The organism is Thiomonas delicata (assembly GCF_900088825.1).
GTDB lineage: Bacteria > Pseudomonadota > Gammaproteobacteria > Burkholderiales > Burkholderiaceae_C > Thiomonas_A > Thiomonas_A delicata.
Genome location: NZ_LT592171.1, coordinates 1135692 through 1161301 on the forward strand (window position 1 = coordinate 1135692; position 25610 = coordinate 1161301).

Sequence of the window (25610 nt, forward strand, 5' to 3'; positions counted from 1 at the left end):
TTCAGGCGGTCCATGCGCGAAGCCAGGTGTCCAGGTGGTCTTCCATCATCCAGTTCGCGCGAACCTTGGCGCGCAGCGCGTCGCCCTGGGCGCGCAGGGCCGAACGGTCGGCCACGGCGTCGCGAATCGCGCGCAGCCAGTCGCGGTAGCGGTTCGCCACGCGCGTGACGGGAAAATCGCCTTGGTAGGGGAAGAGGTCGGAGCAGATGACCGGGTAGCCGAGGATGCCGTATTCGAGCAGGCGCAGATGGCTCTTGGCCTCGTTGAAGGCGTTGTCCTCCAGCGGAGCCACGGCCAGATCCAGATCCAGGCTGGCCAGCTTGGCCGCGTACTGGTCCAGCGGGATGCCGGGGTGGAATTCCTTGACCAGCGGCTTGAGTGCTTCAGGACACATGCCGAAAAAGATCCAGTCCACTTCCGATGCGGTATCGCGTACGACGTCGACAATGATTTCCAAATCGCCGGTGTGGCCGATGCCGCCGGCCCAGCCCACGCGGGGTTTGGCGCGCTCGGCGCGAGCCGGCTGAAGCTGCCCCCAGCGCGCGGCTTCCAGGTAGTTGGGTTGCACCAAGACTTCGTCGCTGAAACCCGCGTAGGCCTTGGCCAGCGGTTCGGTCGCCACCACCAGCCGGTTGCACAGGCTGGCGGCCTTGCGGAAACGCTTGGCGATGTCCTTGTGGATGGTGCTCTTGTGCACGCTCTTCAAGGGCAAGTTGGTGATCAGGTCGTCGATCTCGAACACGCGGAAGGCGCGGCTGGTGCGGGCATGCCGTTCCAGCGCCTCGATCTGCGGCCATTCCATCTGGCGCTGCACCACCAGGCTGTCGGGCTGCATGCGCTGCATTTCGGCCGGCTCGTACAGACGCATGGTTTCCCAGCCCTGGGTCAGGCCGGCGCGGTTGAGCGCGCGCATCGGCGCGATGATGCGGTATTCACCGCAGCCCTCGCGGTCCGCCGAGTGCACCAGCAGGCGCGGGCGCGGGCGCCAGGCCGGGTCCCAGCTCAGCGGCGGCTGATCTTCGAGCAGAAAGTCCGTACTGGCCAGGCTGAGATGGCGGTTGTAGGCCGGGTCGAAAGCCAGCTTCGGCAGCCATTTGGCGTACATGGCGTCCTTCTCGGCGGCGAAGCGCTTGAGCTTGGCTTCGTCGGGCTTGGATTCAACCTTGCCTTTCTGGCTTGCCGAGCCTTCGTGCATCAACAGGGCATAAGGCGTCCAGACGATGCGCAGGCCGGACTCACGGACTTTCAGGCAGAGGTCGATGTCGTTGTACGAGACCTTGAAGGCGCTTTCGTCCAAGCCTCCGACCTGTTCGTAAACGCTCTTGCGCACGAGCAGGCATGCGCCCGTGACGGCGGAGTAGTTTTGCGTCAGCTGGGCGCGGCCGAAATAACCGCGGTTTTCCGGCGCGCGGGCGATGAAGGGGTGCTCGGCCGGGCCGCGCATGCCGAGAACCACGCCGGCGTGCTGGATCTTGCCGTCCGGGTACAGCAGCTTGGCGCCGACGATGCCCACGTCCGGGCGCAGGGCATGGCCCATCATCTCGTCGAGCCAGTCCTCGTGCAGCACCGCCGTGTCGTTGTTCAGCAGCAGCAGATAGTCGCCGCGCGCCGCGCGCGCCGCGGCGTTGTTCATCGCCGAGAAATTGAACGGGCCGGGCTGGCGGATCACGCGCAGACGGTCGCCGAGCTCGGCTTCCTTGGCCTCGATCGCGGCCAGGTATTTGCAGGCATCGTCGGCTTGGCTGTCGTTGTCGACGATGAGGATTTCGTAGCGCGGCCAGCGCGTCTTCTCGATCAGCGACTCGATGCAGCGCTGCAGCATGGGCAACTGGTCGCGCGTCGGCACCACGATGGACACCAGTGGCCTGTCTTGCGGCAAGGGCCAGTGGACGCGGAACGCCGGCGGGAATGGTCCGGGCTGGACCGTCGCGGCGATGCCCAGGCGCTGGAAATGCCGCTCCAGGGCCGACTGACCGGCTGCCAGGATCTCCGGCACGGACTTCTGCGTATGTCCCGATCCCTGCAGGCGGTGGTAGAGCACCTCGGGCACATGGCCGATGGCGACGTCCCCGGCCCCGTTGGCGCGCAGATGCTCCCAGGCGCGCAGGACGAGGTCGTAGTCCTCGGCGCCTTCGTGCGCGGCGTCGAAGCCGCCCAAGGCCTCGAACAGGTCGCGCCGCACCAGCATCAGCCCGCCGATATAGGGCAGGCTGCGCAGATAGTCGAGGTTGAAATCCGGCTTGCAATGCGGGTTCACATGCTGGCCGTCCGGCGTGAGGTTGTCCTCGTCGGTATAGACCAGCTGCCACTCGGGATGCTCGCGCACGGCATGGGCGATGCGGAACAGCGCGTCGGGCGCGAGCTGGTCGCCGGCGTCGACCAGGCCCAGCCAATCCGCACCGCTGTCTATCAGCGCTTGGTTGGCCGCATGCAGCAGTGCAACGGCCGATTCCGCTTGCGGAAGGTTCAGAGCCTGTCCGCCGAGCCATTGGGTGTCGAAGCTGGCAGCCGAGGCCTGGGCCGGCAGCGTGGCATGCGGGAGCAAGGCAAGGGCGAATCGCGGCGGAGACGGCTGGGCGCTGGCCCAGTTGCCGATGGCCTGCAGCGCCCAGTCTTTTTCCCGCGGCAGCCAGCGGCCTTCGGGCAGCCAGGGTTGGATGGGGCGTGGAGGTTCGGCCAGGACGTTGCCAGCGGTATCGGCAATCTGAAAACCGGCTTTCTCGGCGCTCAGTGCGAACAATCGCTCCACGGCATGCGCCAAGGTTCCGTCGGTCTGGCCTTCCTCCGCGTCGAAATCGGCTTCGCCCAGGTTCAGGGCCAGCAGGGGATCCAACGCCTGGGGGCGGCACCAGAACATGGACCCGGCGAAATAGCCATGGCGCGAGACATCGGGGGCGATGCCCATGCGTTGTGTCAGCCCGGCCAGGCGTGGCAGATTGGGGTCGCCGCGCAGGCCGAGCCAGAAGCCCGCAGGCCCGATCAATCCTAGCCTGGGATTGCGCGCGAAAGCGGACTGGGCCTGTTGCGCCGTTCCCAGCAGCGCGGCCATCAGCTCCTGGCGCCAGCGATCACCGTCCCGATGCTGGAGGAAGGGGATCTGGATGTTCTGGACCTCGCGGAGGTGGGGCGATTTCTTGCCGTGAACGAACAGCAACTGCGCATAGCGCTGCGTGCGCGCATGGCGCAACAAGGCCAGGCGCGGTGCGATGTCACGGCCCCGGTTGGGGTGGCTGAGAACAAAAGCCTGCGGGGCGTCGCGCGCGATGTCGTCCAGGACATCCTCGCGCCCCGCGCTGAGCGAGATATACAGATCCTTGGGCTCGGGTAGGGCGGCCAGCATCCGGGCGAATTCGGGCCAGAGTTCGGGGTAGTAGAGGTGCAGCAGGACGGCCGTTCCCGTGCCTTGCTGCTGGCCGGCGCGCAACACGCGGGATTCGGCGGGAGCGGTGGACGCCGGCGCGGCGGCGCGGGTCGGAATGAATACGCGGGACTGGTCGGGTTGCGGGCGGGCGCGATAAAAAATCTGCAGGCTGATGAGCTGCTGGTACTCGTCGGCATCGACGTTCTTGAGCACCAGATGCTCGGTTTCGAGGTTGGCGGGAAAGGCGGCCGGGCGCGGAGTCTGGAAAAAACGGCTATCCGGTCCGTAGCTGACGGCCTCGACCGTGTAGCCCGTCTGCTCCAGCATGCGCTGCCCTTCGTCGCGGGTGAAGAAGCGCAGATGGGTGATGTCGAGAATGCCGGACGCCTCGTAGGTCAGGCGGCCCTCGGCCAGCTCGTTGAGCAGCCAGAGGTTGCGGGCGTTGGGAAGGCTGATCAGAACCTGTGCGTCCTCCGACAGCCAGGGCCGCAAGGCGTGCAGCGCGCGCCATGGGTTGCGCATGTGCTCGAGGACATCGGCCAGGACCAGGGTGTCGAGGCTTGCGGCTTGCAGTCCCTGAGCGGCCAGATCGACGTCTTCCAGCAAGCCCGCCATGACGCGGTGATAGTGCGTCTGGGCCTGCCGCGCGACATGGGGATTGGCCTCGATGCCCCAGAGTTCCACATTGGGGAATTGCCGTTTGAGCCAAGCCCCCATCGCGCCGGAGGCGCAGCCCACGTCGAGGACCCGGCGTGGAGGTTGCCGCAATAGACTCAGCAGATCAGCGCGTGGGTTGCTGTGATAAGCCCCGATCCCGGTATCTTCGGCGCTGTCGATGGACTCCCAAAGATGGGTCTGGCTCGATGTCATGTGTCAGATGTATTGGAACAGGCTGAGCCCTTGCACCTGCGTGAATGCCTTTTGCGCCGCCTGCAGTGCGGTGAGGCTTTGCTGGTACTGGGAGATGACCTGAGGGTAGTTGATGTCGGCCAGTTGCGACTGCTGGGTTTGCAGTTGCAGCGTCAGGCTGGCGTTCTGGGTCTGCACGGCCTGCACCTGCTGCAGCCTGCTGCCGATGGCGGCCTGGGCGCTGAGCAGATGGGTCTGGTTCTGGTCCAGACTGGCCAGGACGTTGCTGATGGCTTGGGCGCGCTGGGCGTTCGCGCCCGAGGTTTGCGCCGTGGCGCTGAAGGCCTGCTGCAGCGCCTGGAAAGTGGCGAACAGGCTTTGCGGACCGGCGGCCGCGATGGTGAACGTGTCGCCTGCCGCTGGCGTGCCCTGGAAGGGGACGCTGATGGCCGCGCCGCTGCCGGGCGGCAGGCTGATGCTCATGCCGGCGGTATACGTGCCGCTGCTGACCACCCCCGACGCGGCCAAGCTCGAGCCGGTGCCGCTGGTGACCGTATAGCTGAGCGTGCCGCCGCTTGCGGCCGTGCCGCTGAAGCTGATCTGGTATTGCGTGCCGTCCACCAGCAGCACCTGCTGGGCGAGGGCGGGGTTGCCGACGCTGCCCGGCCCGGCGGTGGCATTGCCCGTGTTGCTGCCGGAAGCGCCGACGGAGAAGGTTCCATTGCCGCCCGGCACGTTCATGAACAGCGCGCTGCCCGGATCGCCGATGGGGGTCTGGAGGCTGGGGCCGAGGGCCAGCTGGTTCTGGCTGCCGTCGCCCAGATACTGCACCTGACCGTTGGGCTGCAGGGAGAAGGGCTGGGTCTGGCTCTTGCTGCCGGCGAAAAGGTAGTTGCCCTGGCCATCCTGCGTATTGCCGTACTGCACCAACTGCTGCAGATAGCCCTGCATGGTGGCCGCGGCATTTTGCAGGTCCTGCGTGTTGACGGTGCCGTTGTTCATCTGCACGGCGAGTTGCCGCACCTGGTTGACCAGGGTGCCCACGCTTTGCAGGGTCGAGCTTTCGAGCTGCAGCGCGTTCTGCGCGTTCTGGCCGTTCTGCTGGTAGCTGGTCAGCCGGTTGATCTGCCCGGTGAGCGTGACGTTCTGCGCCGCGGCCACGGGTTGGTCCGACGGGTTGACCAGGGCGTTTCCGGTCGACAGCTGCTGGCTCAGGGTGTTGAGCGTGTTCTGCTGGTTGAGGATGCCGCTCAGGCTGGCGGCGTAGAACTGCGGTGTGCTGATGCGCATGACGTGCTCCCTGGCTCGATCTACAGCGCCTGAATCAGCGACTGGAACAGGCTGTTGCCGACCTGGATGGCCTTGGCCGCCGCCTGGTACGCCTGCTGATACTTGATGAGGTTGGTGGCTTCCTGGTCCAGATTGACGCCGGAAACCGCCTGCTGCGAGGCCGTGGCCTGCTGGGCCACCGCGCTGGCGGCGCTCAGCGCGCTTTGCGCCTGGTTGCCTTGCGTGGCCACCTGGCTGACGAGTTGGGAGTAGGCCCCCTCGAACGATGCCGTGCCGCCTTCGAGGGTCTTGGCCGTTTGCAGCGCGAACATGGCCTGGGCGTTGCCACCGTTGCCGGGGCCGGCAGCGGAAAGCGTGAAGGCATCGCCCGAAACAGCCGTGCTGCCGCTGAGGTTCACCGTCCAGTAGCCCCCGGGAGGTGTGCTGGCATAAGGTATGGCGAGGGTCGTGCCACTGCTGCCGAGCGTCAGGCTGCCGCTGGCCAAGACGGTGGTCGAGCCGGGCTGCGTCACCTGGAAGCCGACCGATCCGCTGGTGCCCCCGCTGGTCAGCGTGACCTGCAGCGCGGTGGGGACCGCGACGCCGCCGACCAGCACCGAGCCTGCGCCGCTGGTGGCGCTGTACTGCCCGGCGGACAGGGTCAGATTGCCCAGATTGGTGTTGACGATGCTGCCCGATTGCAGTTGCCCGGCGCTGCTGGCATAGGGCGACGCGGCGGCGATGCCGGATGGGTTGTTCAGCACCGACTGGAAGTTGAGCGCGCCATAGCGCGTGGGCAGCACCTCGAAGTTGTTGCCGGCCTGGGCGCCGCTGACCTTGACCTGCACGCCATCGAAGGCAAGGGTCGTGACGCTGCCCGAGGTGGTCGCCGTGAGCGTGGCGGCCTGGCCGGTGGACAGATTGGTGGCGGTCCAGTTGGTGCCGTCGTAGGCCAGCTTGTAGTCGGCCGCGGTGAGCTGGTTGGCGTCGATCACGCTGCCGCTGATCACGGCGCTGCCCGCATTGGCGGCGTTCGCCAGCACCTGCACCGGGCCGGCCTGGAACAGGGGGGCGCCGAACTGGCCGTTGAGGTCCAGGCCCTGCGCCTGCTGCTGGTTGATCTGTTGCGCCAGACCGTCGGCGATGCGCCCCAGCGCGTTCTGCGCCGGCTGCAGCACCTGGCTGCGGAACTGCAGCAGCCCGCCGATCGTGCCGCCTTGCAGTCCTTGGGAAATGATGGCGCCGGTGCTGGCGTAGGCCACCTCGGTCTGCGAAGGATCGTAGGGGTTCGACACGGCCTTCAGGTCGTAGGACTGGTTGCCGGCCACCAGCACCTGGCCGTTGCCGGTGAACACACTGACTTGGTTGTTGCCCTGCTGCAGCACGGTCACGCCGACTTGCGACGACAACTGGGTGATGAGCTGGTCGCGCTGATCCAGCAGGGCATTGGGGGTGGCGCCCGAGCCGTCGGACAGGGTGTTGATCTTGACGTTGAGCTGGGCGATCTGCTGCGTCAGGCTGTTGATCGAGGTGATGCTCTGCCCGATCTGCTGATTCACGCCATTGGCCGCGTCCTGCAGTTGTTGCGCCGAACTCTGAAAGGTTTGCGCCAGGCTCTGGGCCTGGCTCAGCATGCTCTGCCGCGACGGCATGTCGGCCGGATTGGCGGCGACCTGGGCCACGCCGCTGGCGAAGAACTGGTTGATCGCGGTGCTCATGCCCGCGCTGGTTCCCGCCAGCAGATTGACGATGGGTTGCAGCTGGGTGCTCAGGGTGTTCGCCCCGCTGGCGGTGGCCGTGGTGCTCCAGACTTGGGACTGCAGATAGCTGTTGTAGCTGCGCGTGACCGCCTCGATCTGCGTGCCGTTGCCGAGATACAGGCCGCCGAGCAGCGAGGGCGGCTGCGTGGTTTGCACCGCCGTTTCCTGGCTGTAGCCCGGCGTGTTGACGTTGGCGATGTTGTTGCCCGTGACCTGCAAGGCCTGCTGGGCGGCTTGCAGGCCGGTGAGGGCATTGCCGACGAGACCGCTGATGCCCGACATGTCAGCCTCGCCCCAGGGTCTGCCGCTGCGGCGAGGCATGGCCGTAGGCGACGCCGTACACCGGTTCGGGAGGACGCTGCGCCGACTGCGCGATGGCCTGCTCGATCGCCGCGCTCCAGACGGTGAGGGTGTGCTGCAATCCCTCGTATTCCTGGCGCAGGGCGTTGACCCGCGCGGTCAGCTCGGCCGAAGCTCGCGAAGCTGCGGCCGGCTGTTTCTGCCAGTGTTCGGCGCAAACCTGGAGTTCGTCGAGCAAAGGCTGCCAGATCGGCGCGAGCAGACCGGCAGCCGTGCCGCTGCCGACCTGCGCCGTTGGCAGATGGCCGGCAGGGTCGCGGTCCAGCAGGGTTTGCCGTTGCTGCCGCAGCACGTCGGTGAGCGCGGCGACGAGCCGGACTTCGTCCGTGGCGGCGGTGGGAAGGGTCATCGCGTTCAGGCCTGCATCGCGGTTGGGGGGAAAGTGCTCTTCCATGGCGATAACGTCACGGTGTGGCCAAACTTGAGCCTGTCGCGAGGTCCACGGCGGCCAGGGCCTGGCGCATGGTCGGGCTCTGCGCGACGGCAAGCAGCTTGCGCGCGTAATCAGGATCGGTGGCATAGCCGCTGTGCTGCAGCGCGGAAGCAAACCCGGCGATGTCGCCGCCGTGGCCGCGCACACTCTGGTAGCGCGGCGAACCGAGCATCATTTGCGCATAGTTCTGCACGCTGTCGGCAGCGCTCTGATAGGCGCGGAACGCGGCTTCCCCCATCTGCGCCACGCCGCCGGCGAATTCCTGCGTGAGCCCCGACAACGACGCCCCCTGCCAATTCCCGCCGGCCTTGATGCCGAACAGATTGTTGCCGGGCGCATGGCTGCCCCAGCCGGTTTCCAGTGCGGCCTGGGCGAGGATGGCCACCGGACTGACGCCGAGCGCCGCGGCCGCCGACTGCACGCTGGGCAGGATGGACTGGATGAAGGCCCGGGCCTTGTCGGCAAAAGGCGTCTGCGCGGTGGAAGCCTGGACGCTTGCCGTCCCCGGCTCCGTCGCGGCCGATGCGCTCGGCCGGCCCTGCGGCGCGAGCGCCGCAGCGGAGAGCGCGGCGTCGCGCGCCGGCACCGGCCATGTCACCGGGTGCGGGGCGGCGGCGCCCGAGGCCGCAGGCGCTTGGCTCACGGGCGATGCGGAGATTTTTTCCTGCGCGGCAGAGCCGTAGCGGGTGGCCAGTTCCTTGGCCAGGTAGCTCGCCAGGCCGATGCCCTGGCCCTGGCTGATGGTGGTGGCGATCTGCTGGGTGAACAGCGACTTGAACATCGGCCCCGAGGTGTCGCCCAGCAGGTCCGGCCCGAGGCTGGTGGCGTTCATCGCCGTGAGCATCTGCTGCATCAGCAGCGCCTCGAACTGCTGCGCCACCGCCTTGATGGCCTGCGGATTGCGCGGATCGGCCTTGGCTGCGGCCTGGAGCTGGTTCAGGCCCTGGAAGGACAGGCTGTTCGCCGCGGCGGGAACCGTGGGCGGCAGCGGCGCGGCCGGAAGGGATGGTGTGTTCATCGCCCGGTTTGTTCAGATGACGTCGAGCTGGGCGTGCAGCGCGCCGGCCGCCTTCATCGCCTGCAGGATGGCGATCAGGTCGCTCGGCGTGGCGCCCACGGCATTGAGCGCGCGCACCACGGCTTCCAGGGTCACGCCAGGGTTGAACATCAGCAGATTCGCCTTGTCGGCCTTGGCCTTGACCTGGGTTTGCGGCACGACGGCCGTCTGTCCGGCGCCCAGCGGGTTGGGCTGGCTCACCTCGTATTGGGTGTTGATGGTGACTGACAGATTGCCATGGGCCACCGCGCAAGCGCCCAGCGTGACGTTCTGGCCCAGCACCACGGTTCCGCTGCGCGCGTCGATCACGACCTTGGCCGGCGGCGCTTCGGGCGTCACATCCAGCGCTTCCAGGCTGCCGAGAAAGCCGGTGCGCGCCCCCGGGTTGGCGGGTGCCTGGACCTGCACCGTGCCGGCATTCAGGGCCATGGCGGTGTTGGGGCCGAAATGCTGGTTGATGCGATCGGCGATGCGGCTCGCCGTGCCGAAGCTCGGCGTGTTGAGCGCCAGGGTCAGCGGGCCGGCCTGGTCGAAGCTGCTGGCCACCGTGCGCTCGACGGTGGCGCCATTGGCCACCGTGCCGGCGGTGAGGAAATTGGTTTGGGTGGTGCTGCCGCCCGACGAGGCGCCGTAGCCGCTGACCACGATATTGCCCTGCGCCATGGCGTAGGTCTGGCTGTCTGCACCCTTGAGCGGCGTCATCAGCAGCGTGCCGCCGGCCAGGCTGGACGCATTGCCCACGGCGGACACCGTGACGTTGATGGTCTGCCCCGGCAGCGAGAAAGGCGGAAGCTGGGCAGTGACCATCACCGCGGCCACGTCCTTGGGCTGCAGGTTGGACGCCACGCCCGGAGGCAGGTTGATGCCCAGGCGCTGGAACATGTTGAGCAGCGACTGCGTGGTGAAGGGGACCTGGGTGGCCTGGTCGCCGGTGCCGGACAGGCCGACCACCAGGCCATAGCCCACGAGCTGGTTGACCCGCACGCCCTGCACGCTGGTGAGGTCGCGGATGACCATGGCCCGTGCTGGCGCACCGGGGGCGAGCAGGGCCAGGGCGCAAAGCGCCGATGCCAGGGCTTTGGCGTACAGGGTGTGCGGGGTGCGTGCGGTTTGCATGATGGTGCGCAGTCGGCGGCGCCGTTCAGAACGGCCACAGGGAAAGGAAGAAACTCGCCAGCCACGGCACCTTGGCGGCTTCGTACACGCTGCCGTTGCCGCTGTACTCCACGCGGGCGTTGGCGATCTGGATGCTGGAGACGGTGTTTTGCGGTGAAACGTCGGCCGAGCGCACCACGCCGACCACGCGGATGTATTCGTGTCCGCCGTTGAGCATCACTTCCTTCTGCCCCGAGATTTCCAGATTGCCGTTGCTCATCACCTGGACAACCGTGGCCTGCAGGGTCGTGGTGAAGGTGTTGCTTTGCGCGGTGGCGCCATTGCCGCCGAATTTCTGCGCCGAGTTGGCGCCGATGCTCGGGCTGTAGGCCCCCAGCGTGGGCACCACGCCGAAGAAGCTGGTGAGGCCGGCGCTGATGCTGTCCGATTTGTTGATGGTGGTGTTGGTGGTCTTGGTGGCGTTGGCGTTTTCCTGGATCAGCACGGTGATCAGGTCGCCCACTCTGTGCGCGCGCGTGTCCTCGAACAGGGCCACGTTGGTGCCCGGCTGCCAAATGGAACCGTTGGCGGCATGCGCGTTCATCGGCTCCGGAACGGCCGGGATGGGCAGGGGCTTGAGCTGGCCGTCTGCCGCGTGCTGGGGCGACGTGGCGCAGGCTCCGAGCATCAGACCCGGCACGGCGACGAGCAGAACGCGGAGAAATTGCATCACGGCCGGCCTTGCATCACAGGTTGTTGTTGACGTACTGCAGCATCTGGTCGGACGCCTGCACGGCCTTGCTGTTGACCTCGTAGGCGCGCTGCGTGGAGATCATGTCGACCAATTCGGCCACGACATTCACGTTGGACGATTCCAGATAACCCTGCTGCACCGAGCCCAGGCCGTTGAGCGTGGGTTGGCCGGTATTGGGCGCGCCCGACGAACCGGTCTGCAGGTAGAGGTTGTCGCCGATGCTTTGCAGCCCGGTCGGGTTGACGAAACTGGCCAGTTGCAGCGAGCCCACCTGCTGCGGCGAGGACTGGCCGGGCAGGGTGACCGAGACCGTGCCGTCGTTGCCGATCGTGATGGTCTGGGCGCTGGCGGGCACGGTGACGGTGGGTTGCAGCAGGTAGCCGCTGGACGTGACGAGCTGGCCCTGGTTGTTGAGCTGGAAGGTGCCGTCGCGCGTGTAGGCGATGGTGCCGTCGGGCTTGAGCACCTGAAAGAAACCCTGGCCGTTGATGGCCACGTCCAGCGAGTTGCCTGTCTGCGTCAGGTTGCCCTGGGTCATCAGCCGCTCGGTGGCCACCGGGCGCACGCCCGTGCCCAGCTGCAGGCCGGAGGGGTATTGGGTGCTTTGCGACGATTGCGCGCCGGGCTGGGTGAGGTTCTGGTAGAGCAGGTCTTGGAACACGGCGCGCGCGCCCTTGAAGCCGGTGGTGTTGACGTTGGCCAGGTTGTTGGCGATGACGTCCATGCGGGTCTGTTCGGCTTCCAGGCCGGTCTTGGCCACGTACAGCGAGCGGATCATGGTGAGGTCTCTTTCGTTTGGAGGCGTGGGTTGCGCGTCAGCTCACGACGAGCAGTTGCGAGGCGGCCTGGTGGTTCTGGTCCACGGTCTGCATCAGTTTGGTTTGAATCTCGAAGGCGCGGGTGTTGTCCAGGATCTGGATCATGGCCTGCACCGGGTTGACGTTGCTGCCCTCCAGCGCACCGACGGCCAGTTGCACCCTGCCGTCGTGCGGCGCGGGCCCCTGGGTGTCGCGGAACAAGCCGTCGGCGCCGCGCTGCATCTGTGCGGCAGGCGGGTTGACGAGCCGGATGCGGTTGACCACGACCATGGCATTGGGTTGGCCTCCAGCCGGAATGCCGGAGATGGTGCCGTCGGCCCCGATCTGCACCGATTCCAGCGGCGGCAGCGAAATCGGCGCCCCCCCTTGGCCAAGGACCGGATGGCCGTCGCTGGTGGTGAGTATGCCGCTGCTGGAGACCTGCAGGTCCCCGTTGCGGGTGTAGCCCGTTTCGCCATTGGCGGTCTGCACGGCAATCCAGCCGGCCCCCTGAATCGCAACGTCCAGGTTGCGCCCGGTGTGGTTGATCGGGCCTTCGCGCAGATCGGCGCTCTGGCCCTGGGCCACCACATAGGCGTTGCTCGGCTGCGGCTCGCCATAGACGGGCAGGGCGCGGAACTGGGCTTGTCCGGCACGAAAACCCGTGGTGTTGACGTTGGCCAGATTGTTGGTGACCACGGCCTGCTGTTGCAGGATGGTGCGTGCGCCGGTGGCGGCGATCCACAAGGTGTCCATGGTTCAGTGGCGCGGCGCGTCTTTACAGCGTGAGCAAGGTCTGCACGACTTGATTCTGGGTCTTGATGGTCTGTGCATTGGCCTGGTAGGCCTGTTGCGCGACGATCAGGTTCACCAGCTGGGTGGAGAGGTCGACGTTGGACTGTTCCACCGCGCTGGCCTGCAGCGAGCCCAGGCCGGCGCTGCCGGGCGATCCGGTCAGCGGCTGTCCCGACTGATAGGTCGCCACGTAATAGTTGTTGCCCATGCGCTGCAGGCCCTGCGGCGCCTTGAAGTTGGTCAGGGTGATCTGCCCCAGGATGGCCGACTGGCCGTTGGTGTAGCGCCCGAACACCACGCCCGTGGGGTCGACCGACAGATTGCTGAGCTGGCCCACGCCGTAGCCGTTGTCGGTGATGTTGGTCACCGCTGACGGCGCGCTGTAGTTGGTCGAGCCGGCATAGTTCAGCGCGATGCTGCTGGTCGAGGCGCCGTCGGCCCAGGTGATGCCCGCGATGGTGCCGCTGACGGTTCCGCTGACGGCGCCGGTCGACGTGAAGGGCAGGGTGCCGAAGGAGCCGGAGGTGACGCCGCCCGAGGTCGTGGTGCCGTTGACCGCGTAGTACACATTCCAGGTCGGGGTCGCGCCCGACGTGAGCTGGTAGTAGGTCGACATGAGGTGCGACGCGCCGAGGCTGTCGTACACCGTGGTGCTGGTGGAATAGTTGTAGGTGGTGGGATCGTTGATGTTGAAGGCCGTGCCGCTGGCGATCGGCGTGGCGCCGGCATCCAGGTTGAGGCTGATGCCGATGCCCGAGGTGGCCTGCGGCGCCAGCGTGGTGGCGGTGATCTGCAGGGGTCCGGTGCCGCCCGTGAGCGCGCCGCTGACCGCCGGGGTGCCGATGAGCTGACCGCCGGCTGCGTCGACGACGTAGCCGTTCTTGTCGATCTGGAACTGGCCGTTGCGCCCGTAGACGGTGGCGCCGTCGTAGTTGAACTGGAAAAAGCCCTGGCCGTTGATGGCGATGTCGAGCGGGTTGGCGCTGGTCTGGATGTTGCCCTGGGAGAACTGTTGCGCCACGGTCTGCACCGAGGTGCCGATGCCGATCTGCCCGTATTGCGGCGAGGTGCCGGCGATGGCCGAGGCGTAGGCATCGGCGAACTGGGCGTTGGACTGCTTGAAACCCACCGTGTTCGCGTTGGCGATGTTGTTGCCCATGACCTGCAGGTCGGTCGAGGCGGCTTGCAGGCCGGAGAGTGCGGTTTGGAAGGTGCTCATCGATGACCCCGAATGACTGGATGGGTGGAGGTGTGTGTTGGCCGGGTCGGCTGCAGGCGCGCTTACATCACGCCCTGGATGCTGGACAGCGGCACCGTGCCGCTTTGTCCCTTGATCTGCAAGGCCGGGCCGCTGCTGCCGTTCAGGTAGACCGACTGCACCGTGCCGGTACCGAACGGCACGGCGGCGACGGCCTGGCCATTCGCATCCGTGGCCTGGACATTGAACGTATAGCTGCCGGCCGGGGCGGTGTTGCCGCTGGCGTCCTTGCCGTCCCAGGTAAAGGTCTGCACGCCCGTGGGCAAGGCTCCCACCTGCAGCGTGCGCACGGTCTGGCCGGCGTTGTTGATCACCTGCACCTGCACGTTCTGCGCCGGACTGGCGAGGGTGAAGCCGCCCGCCGTGCCGCCGCTGGCGCCCAGGTTGATGGAGTTGTTGTCGAACACCACCGTCTGGCCCACCAGATTCGCCGCCTGCAAACCTTGCGATTGCGACAGCTGGGCCGTCAAGGCCGCCATCGAGGCCTGGATCGACTGCACCCCGCTGGCCGTGCTGAACTGCGCCAACTGGGCTGACAGATCCTGATTGGTCAGGGGATTCATCGGATCCTGGTTGGTCAACTGGGTGACCAGCAGCTTGTAGAAGGTGTTGACGTCGGCCAGCCCGCCCAAGCCGCTCGTGGCGCTGCCCGAGGTGCCGCTGGTGCTGCTCGATTGCAGCGACGCGAGGAAGGCGTTGCTGCCGATGGGAGATGTGCTCATGGTGCGCGTCCTTGGGGCTTACTGGCCCAGGGTGAGGGTCTTCAACAACAGGTTCTTGGTGGTGTTCATCACGTTCACGTCGGCCTGGTAGGCGCGCGAGGCGGACAGCATGTTGACCATCTCGTCGACCGGGTTGACGTTGGGAAAAGCCACATAGCCTTGCTTGTCGGCCAGCGGATTGCCGGGGTCATAGACCATTTTCATCGGGCCCGGCTTTTCCACCACCCCCGCCACCTGTACGCCGTTGACGCCCGCCGGAACGCCCGGGCCGGATAGCGGCTGCGCGGCGAACACCACTTCGCGGGCACGGTAGGGCTGGCCGTTGGAACTGGTGGCCGAATTCGCGTTCGCCAGATTGCTGGCGACCACGTTGAGACGGTAGCTCTCGGCGTTCAGGCCGGAGTTGGCGACATCGAGGGCGTTGAACAGGGACATGGCGTTTGCTCGGAATCAGTTGCCGGTGATGGCGGAGGTCAGCATCTTGATCTTGCCGGTCAGGAAGGTGAGATCGGCTTCATACTGGATACTGTTCTTCTGAAAGCTGGCCTGCTCGCGGCTCATGTCCACCGAGTTGCCATCCAGGCGCACGGTGTTGCCGGCCTGGTAAGCGACGAAGCTCGCGGCCGGATTGCTCGCGCCGCCAGCCGCCATCTGGCGGCTTTGCTCCACCTTCAGCGGCAAGCCGGCAGCCTGACCCTGGAGTGCGCTGCGCAGCGCCGCGGAGAAATCCAGATCGACCGCCTTGTAATGCGGCGTGTTGGCATTGGCCATGTTCGCGGCCAGCAACTGCTGGCGGTAGCCGCGCAGATTGAGCGCGGTCTGCAGCGGGGCGAAGGCTTGGTCGAGAGCGGATGGCATGGCTGCGATTCAGTTGCGGTTGCCCAGTCTTCTGCACGAAGCGTGCCAGTGTCATCCCCGAAAGACACGCCATGCCACGGCCACAGGCGCCGGCTCTCTAGGCAAACCGACTTGGCCCCCGCCGCAGGGCGTGGCAGGTCTCCCCCAGCGGCAAGGCCTTGCCGCTGGGGCGGCAAGGCCTTGTCCCCCCGGGCGCCGCGGTCTGCCAGCCATCAACCGGCCGGGCAGGTTCGATGCAAGGCGATTGGCGCCCACTGCTGGACGTGCGCGCCGCTGTCCGTCGCGTGGTACGGACCTTGCTGCTGAAAGGCGGGCGGTACACCCGTCGCGAGGCCGTCTCGCGCGGTGCGGGCACCGCCAGCCGCCGCAAGCGGACAACGTTGGAGAGATTTTTCGTGGCATCGGCTCGGTACGGTTTCGCAACACGCCATGGACACCGGCACGCCCTGGCGCGGCATCTGGCCCGGTGGGCCGCCCTCGTGCTGCTGGCCGCACCGTTCGGCCTCAGCCTGGCCGCCGCGAAACAAGTCACCGCCTGGGAGTCGGGTGACAGCATTCGCCAGGTGGTCGAACAGTTCGTGCGCGGCCGTCTGCCCGAGGCCTCGCGCGATGCGCGCGTCACCGTCCAGGGGCCGGCGGCCGGTTTGCATTTCCCGCGCTGCGCCCGCCTGCAGGCGCAGAACTTCGGGGCCGCCAATCCCTTCGGCGCGCAAACCGTGGAGGTCAGTTGCGCGGCGCCGCAGGCGTGGTCGCTGTATCTGCCCGTGCAAGTGGCCATGCCGCAAGGCGCGGTGGTGGCGGCACGGGCGCTTTCCGCCGGGCATGTGCTGGCCGAGGCAGACCTGGCCGTGGTGCAACGCGACCTCGCCAGCCTGCCGGCTGGCGCGCTGACCGCGCCGGCTGCCGCCGTCGGCCAGGTACTGCAGTACAGCGTCGCGGCCGGGCAGAGCATCACGCAAAGCATGCTCGCCGGACCACAACTTGTTCATGACGGCCAGTCCGTCTCGCTCGTGGCGCAGGGGCAGGGCGTACGTCTGGTGGCGCTGGGCAAGGCCATGGAAAACGGCCGCCAAGGCCAGACCATCCTGGCACGTAATGTTCAATCCGGTCGGGTGGTCAGCGGCGTGGTCGACGCTTCGGGACAAATCCTGGTGGCGATGCAGCCGTGACGGTGGAGATTCGTTGTTTTTGCGGAGCTTTCCTTCGCCTCGGCTGACGTCAAAAGCATGACGCACCCGCCGGAAAGCCGATCATCTCTCATCGATATCCTATTTTTCGGATGAATCGCAGAATAAAAATCATGGAATACCGAGCCATTTAGGCACGAAACACGGCCCTGCTGCTGGCACCCGGCTTGCTTATCCTCGGCGTCCATCCCCGAGGAGCTGCGCACCATGTCCGCCCTGGCTGCCGAATACGTCATCCGAAATTCGCATTCCTTCCAAGGTTTGTCCGCCGAAGGGCCTGCAAGATCCGTCCTTGGCGACGCAAAGCGCGCCACCGAGCAAGTCACGCAACAGTCGGACGCGATGCGGGACGCCCGGAGCCTGCTGACCTCCTGGCTGCAGCGCTGCCTGCGTCAGGGCGCCTACCGCGACCATCCTCGCGCCGTCGCCGCCCTGCCGGTGGAGGCCATCGCGCAGCGCTTGCGGCAGGCCACGGATCTGCCCGACGGCGCCCCCGATGTGGGGAACATGCAAGCCGAGCTGATGGCGCAATTCGCACAGATCGACAAGCTGGTCACGCAATTCGCTGCGGCATGCAAATCGCAGCCCGAGACCCTGTGTCTTTATGACGAACTGGTGGAACGAGGACTGGCGGCCCTGCAGCAGTTGGCCGACCTTGAAGTCGCCCTGAGCGTGCACAAGGCCGGGCTGGACTTGCTGACCGGTTTGCCGGGCCGTCGCGCGTTGCAACAACGCCTGCTTTCGGAACATGCGCGTTTGCGGCGCCACGCCCAACCCTGCACGCTGGTGCTGATCGACCTGGACCGGCTCAAGCCTGTGAACGACCGTTATGGCCACATGGTCGGGGATGCGTATCTGGCGGCGTTCGCCGATGTCTTGCGCGGCGCTTTGCGCCCCTACGACACCGCGTTCCGCTACGGAGGCGACGAATTCATCCTGTGTCTGCCGCAAGCCGGCGTCGAGCAGGCCACCGCAGTAATCGGCCGCTTGCGCGAGCGCTTGGCCGAGCAGGCCCTGCTGTGCATCCAGGGGCGGTTCCTGCATGCGCGGTTCAGCGCGGGCGTCGCCGCCTTGGAGGTCGGGAAGACCATCGCGCAATCCCTGGAGGAGGCCGACGCCAGACTCTATGAAGCCAAGGCGTGCGTAAGTGCAGCACCCGGCCCGGCGTGCGACGACGGTCCGTGCGACGCATGAGTGCGCGCCAGCAGGCTGGCCTCGAGGCTTGAGCCATGCAGATCTGGCCGATGGCGCCCGGGCCTCCCCGCCTGGGCTGGGATAGGCGATGGAGCGCATGGTGAATCTCGCCCAGGCCACGCCCGCCGAGTTGATGGCAGCCTTCACGCAGGACGCCACGGCCTTTCTCGCCGTATTCGAGCGGTCCTTGCGCGAGGCAAGCAGCGCCGCGGAGACGCTGCAGGCGCTTGGGCACGCAGGCGAGGCTTTGCGCGGCATCCGGATCGGCGCCGAGTTTCTCGGCCTGGACGCGATGTCCGCGCTTTGCCGCCAGGGCGAACAAGAGCTGCTGCGGCAGTTGCCGCAAGTCGGTGGCGGGCGGCCGGTGCAGTGGCCCTTGCTGGAGCAGGTCGTCGCCGGTTTGCGCCGCCAGTTGCGCGCCGCCTCCGCGCCCGCGCTTCCCGCGCGCGCAAAGCCCCCCATGCAGGCTGCTGACGCCCAGGAGCACAAGATTGTGGAACCGCCCGCAAGCGCGTCCGGCGAACGGCCGCAAGCGCCCGGCGCAGCCTTGCTGGCGCCGGACGCCGATGCCCTCCGGCCTGCCGAAGGGGTGGAGAACGCCGTGCCGCAGCCGGCGAGTTTCGGCAAGCCCGACGCCACGCTCCCCGACCCGGCCGAGCCCGTTGCGCCTTCCGAACCGCCCCTTGCTTCGGCACCGGACCTGGCGCCGCAACCCCGGCTGGCCGTGGAGGCGAATGTCACGGCCGGGCCCCCACCGCCCCCGGCTGGGCCTGCGATGCTCGCCCTGGGCGAACCCCTGCTGCAGCGCCTGTCCGAGATTCCGGATTTGTTACGCGAACAGATCGAGAGCTGGCGATCGCTGCGAGAAGCCTTGGAAGCCGACCGCCTTGCGCGCGCCCCGGCGAACGGCGCGCCGGAGCCGCCGCGGCCGGACACTGCGGGCGCACCGGCCGGCGACACGGCCGTCCCGCAAGGCGATGCGTCCGGGACGGCGCCCGGCATCGCACCCGCAGCGCCATCGCGCGATGACGACATGCCGGCGGCGCCGGGCGAAAGCGGGCCTGCCGCGGCCGGGCACGCGCAGCCCTGGAACGCGCGCATCGAGGTGCGCCTGGCCCGCCTGGGACACTGGTTACTCGCGCTTCCGGCGACGAAGGTGCTCGGCCTGGTTCCGCGCGATGGCCAGGACTGGCAACTGCCGCGCGGCGACAGACTCCTGCTGACGGAGGAGGGCGCGGTGCCGGTGCTGACACTGGATGGGGACTGGGGTGGGCCGGCGGAGGCCGAGGGCTGCAGCCTGCTGCTGCAGCACGGCGGACGGTTTTTCGCCTTGCGCGTCGACGCGTGCCTGCCGGCGCGGACCTTGCACTTCTGGTCGATCCCGCCCCAGATCGGCGGCCGCCACGGCATCGAGGCGGCCGCCGTTTTGCCGAGGCAGTCTGGCCATGACATGGCCTTGCTGCTGGCCCTGCCGTCCTTGGCCGGCATGTTGGGAGCGGCCGAGGAATGCCGTGGGCCATGAGCATGCCTAAGCTGGCCGGCATCCCCGTGCCGGCAGACGCGCGCGACTGGCCGACGGGCGACGGCTTCGGCGCGTCGTTTTCCAGGACGGCGAACTGGCTCGCATTCGAGGTGGATGGCCAAGCCTGCGCCGTCGACAGCCGGCAGGTCCGATCGGTTTTGCGCCCGCCGGGCATGGCCCCGCTGCCGGGGCGCGACGCGCGCTGTCCAGGCCTGCTCGCCTGGCACGACACCGCCCTGGTCGTGCTGGATCTGGGGGCCTGCCTGGGCCTGCGACCGAGCCTGGGGCAGGCCGCGTCCCGCCTCCTGGTGTGTCATGGGCATGAGCGGGAGCAGGCCTGGGGTTTGCTGGTGGATGCCGTGCGCGGGTTCCAGCGCATCGCCTCTCCGGAGCCAGGCTGGATCGCCGTGCGTCCCGGCCTGCCGCCTCCCTGGAACGCCATGTTCGCCCTGCTGCCGACACCGGGCGGCGTGAGCGGCGAGGTCTGCGCCATGCTGCATGTGCAAACTTTGTGGGAAGGCTGCCTGAGCCTCATCTCGAACCATCCCGCAGCGGCAGGCCCGAGCCTGCCGCATCATCCGAAGGACGTCCCATGAAAATCTCTCCCATGCGGTCCCTGTTCCTGATGTGGCTGCTTTGCAGCGCCTGGATGCTGCTGGTGTGGTGGCTGGGGCATCACGCGGCCACGAATTTGTCCGCAGGGCCAAGCCTTCCGGCCAAGGTCGCCGCCACCTGGTCCCTGGCCGGGATCGCGCTATGGGGCGGGATGGTGCTGACGCTGTTCCTCGCGCTCTATCTTGCCCTGGCCATCAAGATCGACCTGGGCCGCCTTCGCCTCGCCACCCGGGACTTGGCGCGCGGCGCCAGCGCCGCGCTGCCCGACATGGCGCCGGAGTGGCTGGGGTTGCTGGACGACGTGCGCAACGCCGCGCGCCGCCAGCAACAAGAACTCGCCATCTCGCGCCAGGAACTGGACGACTGCGAGCAGCGCCTGCTGGCCGAGCAGGCGCGCGCGGCAGCGGCCCAGGCAAGCGCCGAGAGCGCGGCCCTGCGCTTGCGCCAAGCGCAGGCCGATGTCCGGCGTGGGCTCGCCGCCATGCCCGTGGTGCCGGATGCAGTTCAGGAGACTCGCCACGAACGGCTCAGGATCTTGCTCCAGCCCGCTCTGGCCCGGCTCGCCCAGGGGCTCGAAAACCTGGATTCGACACTGCAGCCCTTGTCGGATCTGCTGGATGCCGCGGCCGCGAAGCCCGCGGCCCAGGCCGCAGCGGCGGCGCAATCCGGGCCGGAGTCACGGCCCGAGGCAAACGCCTTGCGCCTGGTGGACGAAGCGGGACGCTTGGCGGAGTCCTTGCAGCTCTTGTGCCTGAACTTTCGCCTCGCCCTGGAGCGCCTCGGCCCGGAGCTTGGCGAAGATCATCCTGAGCTGGACACGGTCATCCAGGACCTCGACCCCATGTGCGCCGACGCCATGGCTCTGCAGGAGGCCGCGCGCAGCGCGCAAGACGCGATCGCAAACCGCACCGATGCGCCGAAGGCGAGCACCGCGCCGTCTTCATGGCCCCTCTCCGGCGACGAAACACGCCGCATCCTGGCCGAAGTCAGGCAGGCCGCCCGCGACGAAATGCAGGCCCTGGCGGAGGCCCTGCGCCAGGGGCGGCAGGGACTCGAGCTGGCGCAAGGGGAGCCGGACCGAACGCAGGGCGCCGGCGAACCGCAAGCCAGGGCGCTGCTGGAAGGCCTGGATCTCGCCCTGAAACAGGCGTTGGATGGGCTGGCGTTGGATGGATCGCGCCAGGGCGGGCAGGGCCGCACCGGAGGGCAGGGCTAAAGTCTGGCCGCGCCGTGTCGTCAACCGGGTAGCGGGCAGGTTTGCCCGCCTCCGGCAGGGAAGCCGGATCATGTCCATCCATAGGAGCTTCATCATGGCCATTTCCGGCATCATCAACACCAACATCAATGCGTTGAACACGCTGAACGCCCTCGGCGGCACGTCGAGCAGCCTCAGCACCTACATCCAGCAACTCTCCACCGGCAAGCAGATCAACGGCCCCGCCGACAACCCCGCCGGCTACGCCATCGCCCAGCGCTTCCAGACCCAGATCAACGGCCTGAACCAGGCGGTGTCGAACGGCAACCAGGCCGTTTCGCTCGTGCAAACCGCCACCGGCGCGCTGCAGAACGAAACCAACCTGCTGCAGCAGATCCGCACCATCGCCGTCCAGTCGGCCAACGGTTCCAACACCTCGTCGGACCGGGCTTCCCTGCAGGGCGTGGTGTCGCAATTGCTGGCGCAGGTGCAGACCATCGCCACGCAAACCCAGTTCAACGGTCAGAACATCCTCGACGGCAGCTTCTCCGGCCAGCAATTCCAGGTCGGCGCCAACGCCAACCAGGTGATCAACGTCTCGATCTCCAATTCGCAGGCCAACGCGATCGGTGTCAACACCATCGGCACCAGCGGCACGGTGTATGCGGGCGCCAGCGGCTCGGTGACGTCCAATGGCTACGGTTCGGCCTACACCATCAGCGCCGGCGCCGGCAATTTCACCGCCGGCAACGTGCTGATCTCCGGTTCGGCCGGCGCCAGCGGTGTCGCGGTCACCGCCGATGAATCGGCCGCGAACATCGCCGCCTCGTTCAACGCGATCACCCAGCAAACCGGCGTCAGCGCCTCGGCCAACACCAGCGTGGCCTTCACCGTGACCACCGGTTCGTTCTCCTTCACCCTGAGCAACGGCACCTCCGGCAGCCCGACCAACACCGTCAACATCTCGGCCAACGTCACCAGCACCGACCCGACCGGTTTGAGCGGACTGGTCGCGTCGATCAACAACAGCACGGCGCAAACCGGCGTCTCGGCCAGCGTCAATTCCAGCAACCAGGTCGTGCTGACCCAGAACCAGGGCCAGAACATCCTGATTTCCGGCTTCGGCGGCAGCGGAACCCTGCAGGCGGGCAGTGCGGCAGCCATCACCAGCGGCGCAGGAACCGCACTGGTGCAGGGCTTCGTCCAACTGCAATCCACGCAAGGCTATTCGCTGAGCGGCGGCACCAACATCGGGTTGTCGAACATCAGCTCGCTGCAGGCCTCCTCGACCGTGAACGTGTCCACGGTGCAGGGCGCGAATGAAGCCATCGCCATCATCGACAACGCCATCAACGCCCTGAACCAGCAAGGCGGCGCGCTCGGTGCCATTCAGAACCGGATCCAGGCTTCGGTGCAGAACTCGCAGACCACCGCGACCAATCTGCAGGCAGCCCAGTCCGTGGTGCAGGACGCGAACATCGCCCAGGCGACGACGCAGCTGTCCAAGTACCAGATCCTGCAGCAGGCCGGCATCTCGACCCTGGCGCAAGCCAATGCCCTGCAGCAGAGTTATCTGAAGCTCCTGCCGTAAGTTTCACGGCGGACACGGCATGACCCCCGGGAAGCCAGGCCTGGCTTCCCGGGGTTTTGTGGAGGACAGGCCTTATGGACATCTCGACCATGCTCCCCGCAGCGCAAGCTTCCGGACCGTCTCCCGCATCCGGCCCCCATGCGGCAGGGCCGAGCCCGGTGGCCGCAGCGTCTTTCAGCGCGCCCGCCACGACTCCGACCCATTCCACGACGCCAGCCGTGCCAGCCGACACGCTGAGCCAGGCGGTGGAGAAACTGAACAGGCAACTCGCCCAGAATGGCGCGGTCAAGCTCACCGCCGGACTCGACACCGGAGGCAGCCATCCTGGCCAGGTTCTCGTCGAGCTGTCGGACAAGCTGACCCAGCAGGTGTATTTCAAGTATTACGTGCCGGCCACGCAGGTCATTCAAGCCTCGGAGCACGCCGATCTCGGAAACAATGCCAAGACGGGCGCGTTGTTGAGTGCGAAGGCATGAACGGGCGGCTGATGTCCGGCGGCCACGATTTTGTGATGTTCGGGTTTTATTGAACGGGAGAGCGGCATGTCGGTATCGATTTCGGGTCTGGTCAGCGGCGTCAACGTGCAGTCGCTGATCGCGACGCTCAGCGCGGCCTACCAACAGCCCATCACCCTGCTGCAAAACCAGCAGCAGTCGTACCAGACCACCCTCAGCGCATGGGGCAGCGTGCAAAACAGCCTCTCCGGTCTGCAATCGGCCGTGAGCAGCCTGCAGAACGTCACCAGCCTGAACAACCGTGCGGTCAGCCTGAGCAACACCAGCGCCGTGTCGGCCACGGTGTCCAGCGATGCGCCCTTGGGCAGCTACAGCCTGAGCAATATCGTGCTGGCCCAGACCCAAAGCGTGTATTCGCAGGACTTCACGTCGGCCGCCAACACGGCCGTGGGCACCGGAACCTTGCAGATCCAGGTGGGCAGCGGCGCGGTGAGCAACGTCACCATCGACAGCAGCAACAACTCGCTCAACGGCATTGCCGCGGCCATCAATACGGCGGGCGCGGGGGTGAATGCGGCGGTCATCTACGACGGCACCGGCTATCGCCTCACCCTGACAGGCAACAACACGGGAGCAGCCAACGCCTTCAGCGTGAGCGTCAGCGGCGCGACGGGGTCGCTGTCGGCCTTGAGCTACAGCTCAGGTACGTCGGGCGGCATGACCGAGAGCCAGGCAGCTCAGAATGCCTCGGTCAGCATCAACGGCTTGGCCATCACCAGCGCCACCAACACGGTCAGCGGCGCCATCCCCGGCGTCAGCCTGAATCTGCTGCAGGCCAGCGGTTCGACCACCCTCACGGTGGCCAACGACACCAGCGCGTTCGTCAAATCGGTGCAGTCTTTCGTCGGTGCGTTCAATTCGACGATGAACACGCTCAACCAGCTCACGGCCTTCGGCGGAACGTCAGGCCCCAGCGGTCCGCTGATCGGCAATGCCGGCATCCAGACCCTGCGCACCCAGTTGCTCAACCTCATCAGCGGGCAGGGGGTGGGGACAGTTCCCGGCAGCGCCTACGCGTCGTTGGGCGGGGTGGGGGTGAACCTGAACAAGGACGGCACCCTGGTGCTCGATACGGGCACCCTGAGCCAGGCTCTATCCTCGAATTACAACGCCGTGGCCGGCCTGTTCGGACAGGTGGGCACGACGACGAATGCCAATGTGGCGTACGTGGCGGCGGGCAGCAACACCCAGGCCGGAACCTATGCGGTCAATGTGACGACGCCGGCTTCGCAAGCCACCGTCACGGCGGCCAATCCCGTGGCCAGCGGCGGGCTGAGCAGCGCCGAGACTCTCACCATCACCTCGGGCGCGACCAGCGTGGCGGTGAATCTCGCCTCGGGCAGCACCATCGCCGCCATCGTCAACACAATCAATAGCACGCTGAACCAGCAGGGGGTCAGCGGTATCGCGGCGATCAACAACAACGGCACCCTGCAGCTCCAATCATCCGGCTACGGGAGCGCGCAAACCTTCAGGGTCGTGTCGAACGTTGCCGCCGGCAGCGGCAGCACCGGCATCGGCACCACCACATTGACCGGTACCGGGGTCGATGTGCTGGCTTCGGTCAACGGGCAGGCAGCCAGCGGGACGGGACAGTCGCTCAGCGTGACCGGACCCGGCCCTGCGCTCGGGCTGCAGCTGACGGTGACCGGCCAGTCCACCGGAAGCCTCGGCTCGGTCACCGTCAGCCAGGGCATCTATCAGCAAATGAATGCCATTCTGACCCAGGCGCTCAACGCCCAGAGCGGCTTCGTCGCGGCGGCAACCAGCGGCATCAACAACACCATCACCAGCATCGGTCAGCAGATCACGCAGTTGCAAAGCAGCGCTGCGGCGCAGACCGCACTGCTGCAGCAGCAGTTCAACGCTATGCAAGCCCAGTTGGCGCAGCTGCAGTCGGTGGGCAATTATCTGAACGCATTTTTCTCGGCCAATAACGGCAGTTCGAGCAGTTCCTCGTCAACCAGTGGTTGAACACTCGTTTAGGAGACATCTATGAGCGCAGGTTTGGCAGTGCAGGCCTATCGACAAGTCGGGCAGCAAGGCGTACCCGAAGACAAGCTTCTCGTGCTTGGGCTGGACGGCATCCTCGAATATCTGCGGCGCGCCCGAATGGCCATTGCCGAGGGCGCGGCCGATCGCAAGGTTGTGGCCTTGAGCAAGTCCTACCAGATCGTCGAGCATCTGCTGGCTGCCTTGCCGTCCGACGACGCGCAGCAGTCGGCCCTCGGCACGCGGCTTGGGGGCATCTACAGATATCTTCTCGAACGCCTCGGTCAGGCCAACATCTTCGACGACGTGCAGGCGCTGGACGACTGCGGCGCCGTGGTCACCGCCCTGCGTGACTCATGGGTCGAGGGCCTGCGCCAGGCTTGATGCATGGTGGCAAGCCGTCCGCGCGGGTTATGCTGTGCGCAGCGCAA

At 67.0% G+C, this 25610-nt stretch carries 22 protein-coding genes; 9 read left to right on the plus strand and 13 right to left on the minus strand.

Going from position 1 to position 25610, the window contains the following annotated elements; all coding sequences use genetic code 11:
- Position 1 precedes the first annotated feature (1 nt).
- The 13 genes from THIARS_RS14870 to flgB form a co-directional block, all read right to left on the minus strand.
- Positions 2-4231, minus strand: a complete 4230-nt coding sequence (locus THIARS_RS14870; protein ID WP_094161570.1) for a glycosyltransferase — start codon at positions 4229-4231, stop codon at positions 2-4.
- Positions 4232-4234: 3 nt separating this feature from the next.
- Entirely contained in the window at positions 4235-5500 is a 1266-nt protein-coding gene (flgL, locus tag THIARS_RS14875) for a flagellar hook-associated protein FlgL (protein WP_094161571.1), read from the minus strand.
- A 20-nt stretch (positions 5501-5520) separates the two neighbouring features.
- A complete protein-coding gene (flgK, locus tag THIARS_RS14880) occupies positions 5521-7521 on the minus strand; it encodes a flagellar hook-associated protein FlgK (protein WP_094161572.1) in 2001 nt (666 codons plus the stop codon).
- Position 7522: 1 nt separating this feature from the next.
- Positions 7523-7948 (minus strand): hypothetical protein, encoded by a 426-nt coding sequence (locus THIARS_RS14885; protein ID WP_094162167.1) that lies wholly within the window; start codon positions 7946-7948, stop codon positions 7523-7525.
- A gap of 55 nt (positions 7949-8003) precedes the next feature.
- The gene (gene flgJ / locus THIARS_RS14890; RefSeq protein WP_094161573.1) at positions 8004-9050 is read right to left on the minus strand and encodes a flagellar assembly peptidoglycan hydrolase FlgJ; all 1047 of its coding nucleotides are present in this window, start codon (positions 9048-9050) and stop codon (positions 8004-8006) included.
- 12 nt (positions 9051-9062) lie between these two features.
- Positions 9063-10205 carry a flagellar basal body P-ring protein FlgI gene (locus THIARS_RS14895; protein ID WP_094161574.1) on the minus strand — a complete coding sequence of 381 codons (1143 nt, stop codon included), beginning with the start codon at positions 10203-10205 and terminating at the stop codon, positions 9063-9065.
- 25 nt (positions 10206-10230) lie between these two features.
- The gene (locus THIARS_RS14900) at positions 10231-10914 is read right to left on the minus strand and encodes a flagellar basal body L-ring protein FlgH (protein WP_094161575.1); all 684 of its coding nucleotides are present in this window, start codon (positions 10912-10914) and stop codon (positions 10231-10233) included.
- A 16-nt stretch (positions 10915-10930) separates the two neighbouring features.
- The gene (flgG, locus tag THIARS_RS14905) at positions 10931-11716 is read right to left on the minus strand and encodes a flagellar basal-body rod protein FlgG (protein WP_094161576.1); all 786 of its coding nucleotides are present in this window, start codon (positions 11714-11716) and stop codon (positions 10931-10933) included.
- A 37-nt stretch (positions 11717-11753) separates the two neighbouring features.
- Entirely contained in the window at positions 11754-12491 is a 738-nt protein-coding gene (gene flgF / locus THIARS_RS14910; protein WP_094161577.1) for a flagellar basal-body rod protein FlgF, read from the minus strand.
- A gap of 22 nt (positions 12492-12513) precedes the next feature.
- Positions 12514-13749 carry a flagellar hook protein FlgE gene (flgE, locus tag THIARS_RS14915; protein ID WP_094161578.1) on the minus strand — a complete coding sequence of 412 codons (1236 nt, stop codon included), beginning with the start codon at positions 13747-13749 and terminating at the stop codon, positions 12514-12516.
- Positions 13750-13811: 62 nt separating this feature from the next.
- Complete coding sequence (locus THIARS_RS14920) at positions 13812-14510, minus strand: flagellar hook assembly protein FlgD (RefSeq protein ID WP_094161579.1); 699 nt, start codon at positions 14508-14510, stop codon at positions 13812-13814.
- Between the two features lie 18 nt (positions 14511-14528).
- On the minus strand, positions 14529-14945 hold the full coding sequence (flgC, locus tag THIARS_RS14925) for a flagellar basal body rod protein FlgC (RefSeq protein WP_094161580.1): 417 nt from the start codon (positions 14943-14945) through the stop codon (positions 14529-14531).
- Between the two features lie 15 nt (positions 14946-14960).
- On the minus strand, positions 14961-15368 hold the full coding sequence (gene flgB / locus THIARS_RS14930) for a flagellar basal body rod protein FlgB (RefSeq protein WP_094161581.1): 408 nt from the start codon (positions 15366-15368) through the stop codon (positions 14961-14963).
- Between the two features lie 395 nt (positions 15369-15763).
- Here flgB and flgA point away from each other — a divergent pair, with 395 nt between their 5' ends.
- From flgA to fliS, 9 genes are all read left to right on the plus strand, one after another.
- Complete coding sequence (gene flgA, locus THIARS_RS14935; protein WP_245845941.1) at positions 15764-16537, plus strand: flagellar basal body P-ring formation chaperone FlgA; 774 nt, start codon at positions 15764-15766, stop codon at positions 16535-16537.
- 225 nt (positions 16538-16762) lie between these two features.
- Complete coding sequence (locus tag THIARS_RS14940; RefSeq protein ID WP_094161583.1) at positions 16763-17749, plus strand: diguanylate cyclase; 987 nt, start codon at positions 16763-16765, stop codon at positions 17747-17749.
- 88 nt (positions 17750-17837) lie between these two features.
- The gene (locus THIARS_RS14945; RefSeq protein WP_141202433.1) at positions 17838-19271 is read left to right on the plus strand and encodes a hypothetical protein; all 1434 of its coding nucleotides are present in this window, start codon (positions 17838-17840) and stop codon (positions 19269-19271) included.
- Positions 19268-19867: a chemotaxis protein CheW gene (locus tag THIARS_RS14950; RefSeq protein WP_186436700.1), complete on the plus strand. Its 600-nt coding sequence runs from the start codon at positions 19268-19270 to the stop codon at positions 19865-19867. Before THIARS_RS14945 ends, THIARS_RS14950 begins: the two co-directional genes overlap by 4 nt.
- Entirely contained in the window at positions 19864-21102 is a 1239-nt protein-coding gene (locus THIARS_RS14955; protein WP_141202434.1) for a hypothetical protein, read from the plus strand. Before THIARS_RS14950 ends, THIARS_RS14955 begins: the two co-directional genes overlap by 4 nt.
- A gap of 94 nt (positions 21103-21196) precedes the next feature.
- Entirely contained in the window at positions 21197-22672 is a 1476-nt protein-coding gene (locus tag THIARS_RS14960) for a flagellin N-terminal helical domain-containing protein (RefSeq protein ID WP_094162168.1), read from the plus strand.
- A gap of 74 nt (positions 22673-22746) precedes the next feature.
- Positions 22747-23148, plus strand: coding sequence for a hypothetical protein (locus THIARS_RS18400; RefSeq protein WP_141202435.1), 402 nt, complete (start codon positions 22747-22749; stop codon positions 23146-23148).
- Positions 23149-23214: 66 nt separating this feature from the next.
- A complete protein-coding gene (gene fliD / locus THIARS_RS14970; RefSeq protein ID WP_094161588.1) occupies positions 23215-25161 on the plus strand; it encodes a flagellar filament capping protein FliD in 1947 nt (648 codons plus the stop codon).
- 21 nt (positions 25162-25182) lie between these two features.
- Complete coding sequence (gene fliS, locus THIARS_RS14975; protein WP_094161589.1) at positions 25183-25563, plus strand: flagellar export chaperone FliS; 381 nt, start codon at positions 25183-25185, stop codon at positions 25561-25563.
- Positions 25564-25610: the final 47 nt, after the last annotated feature.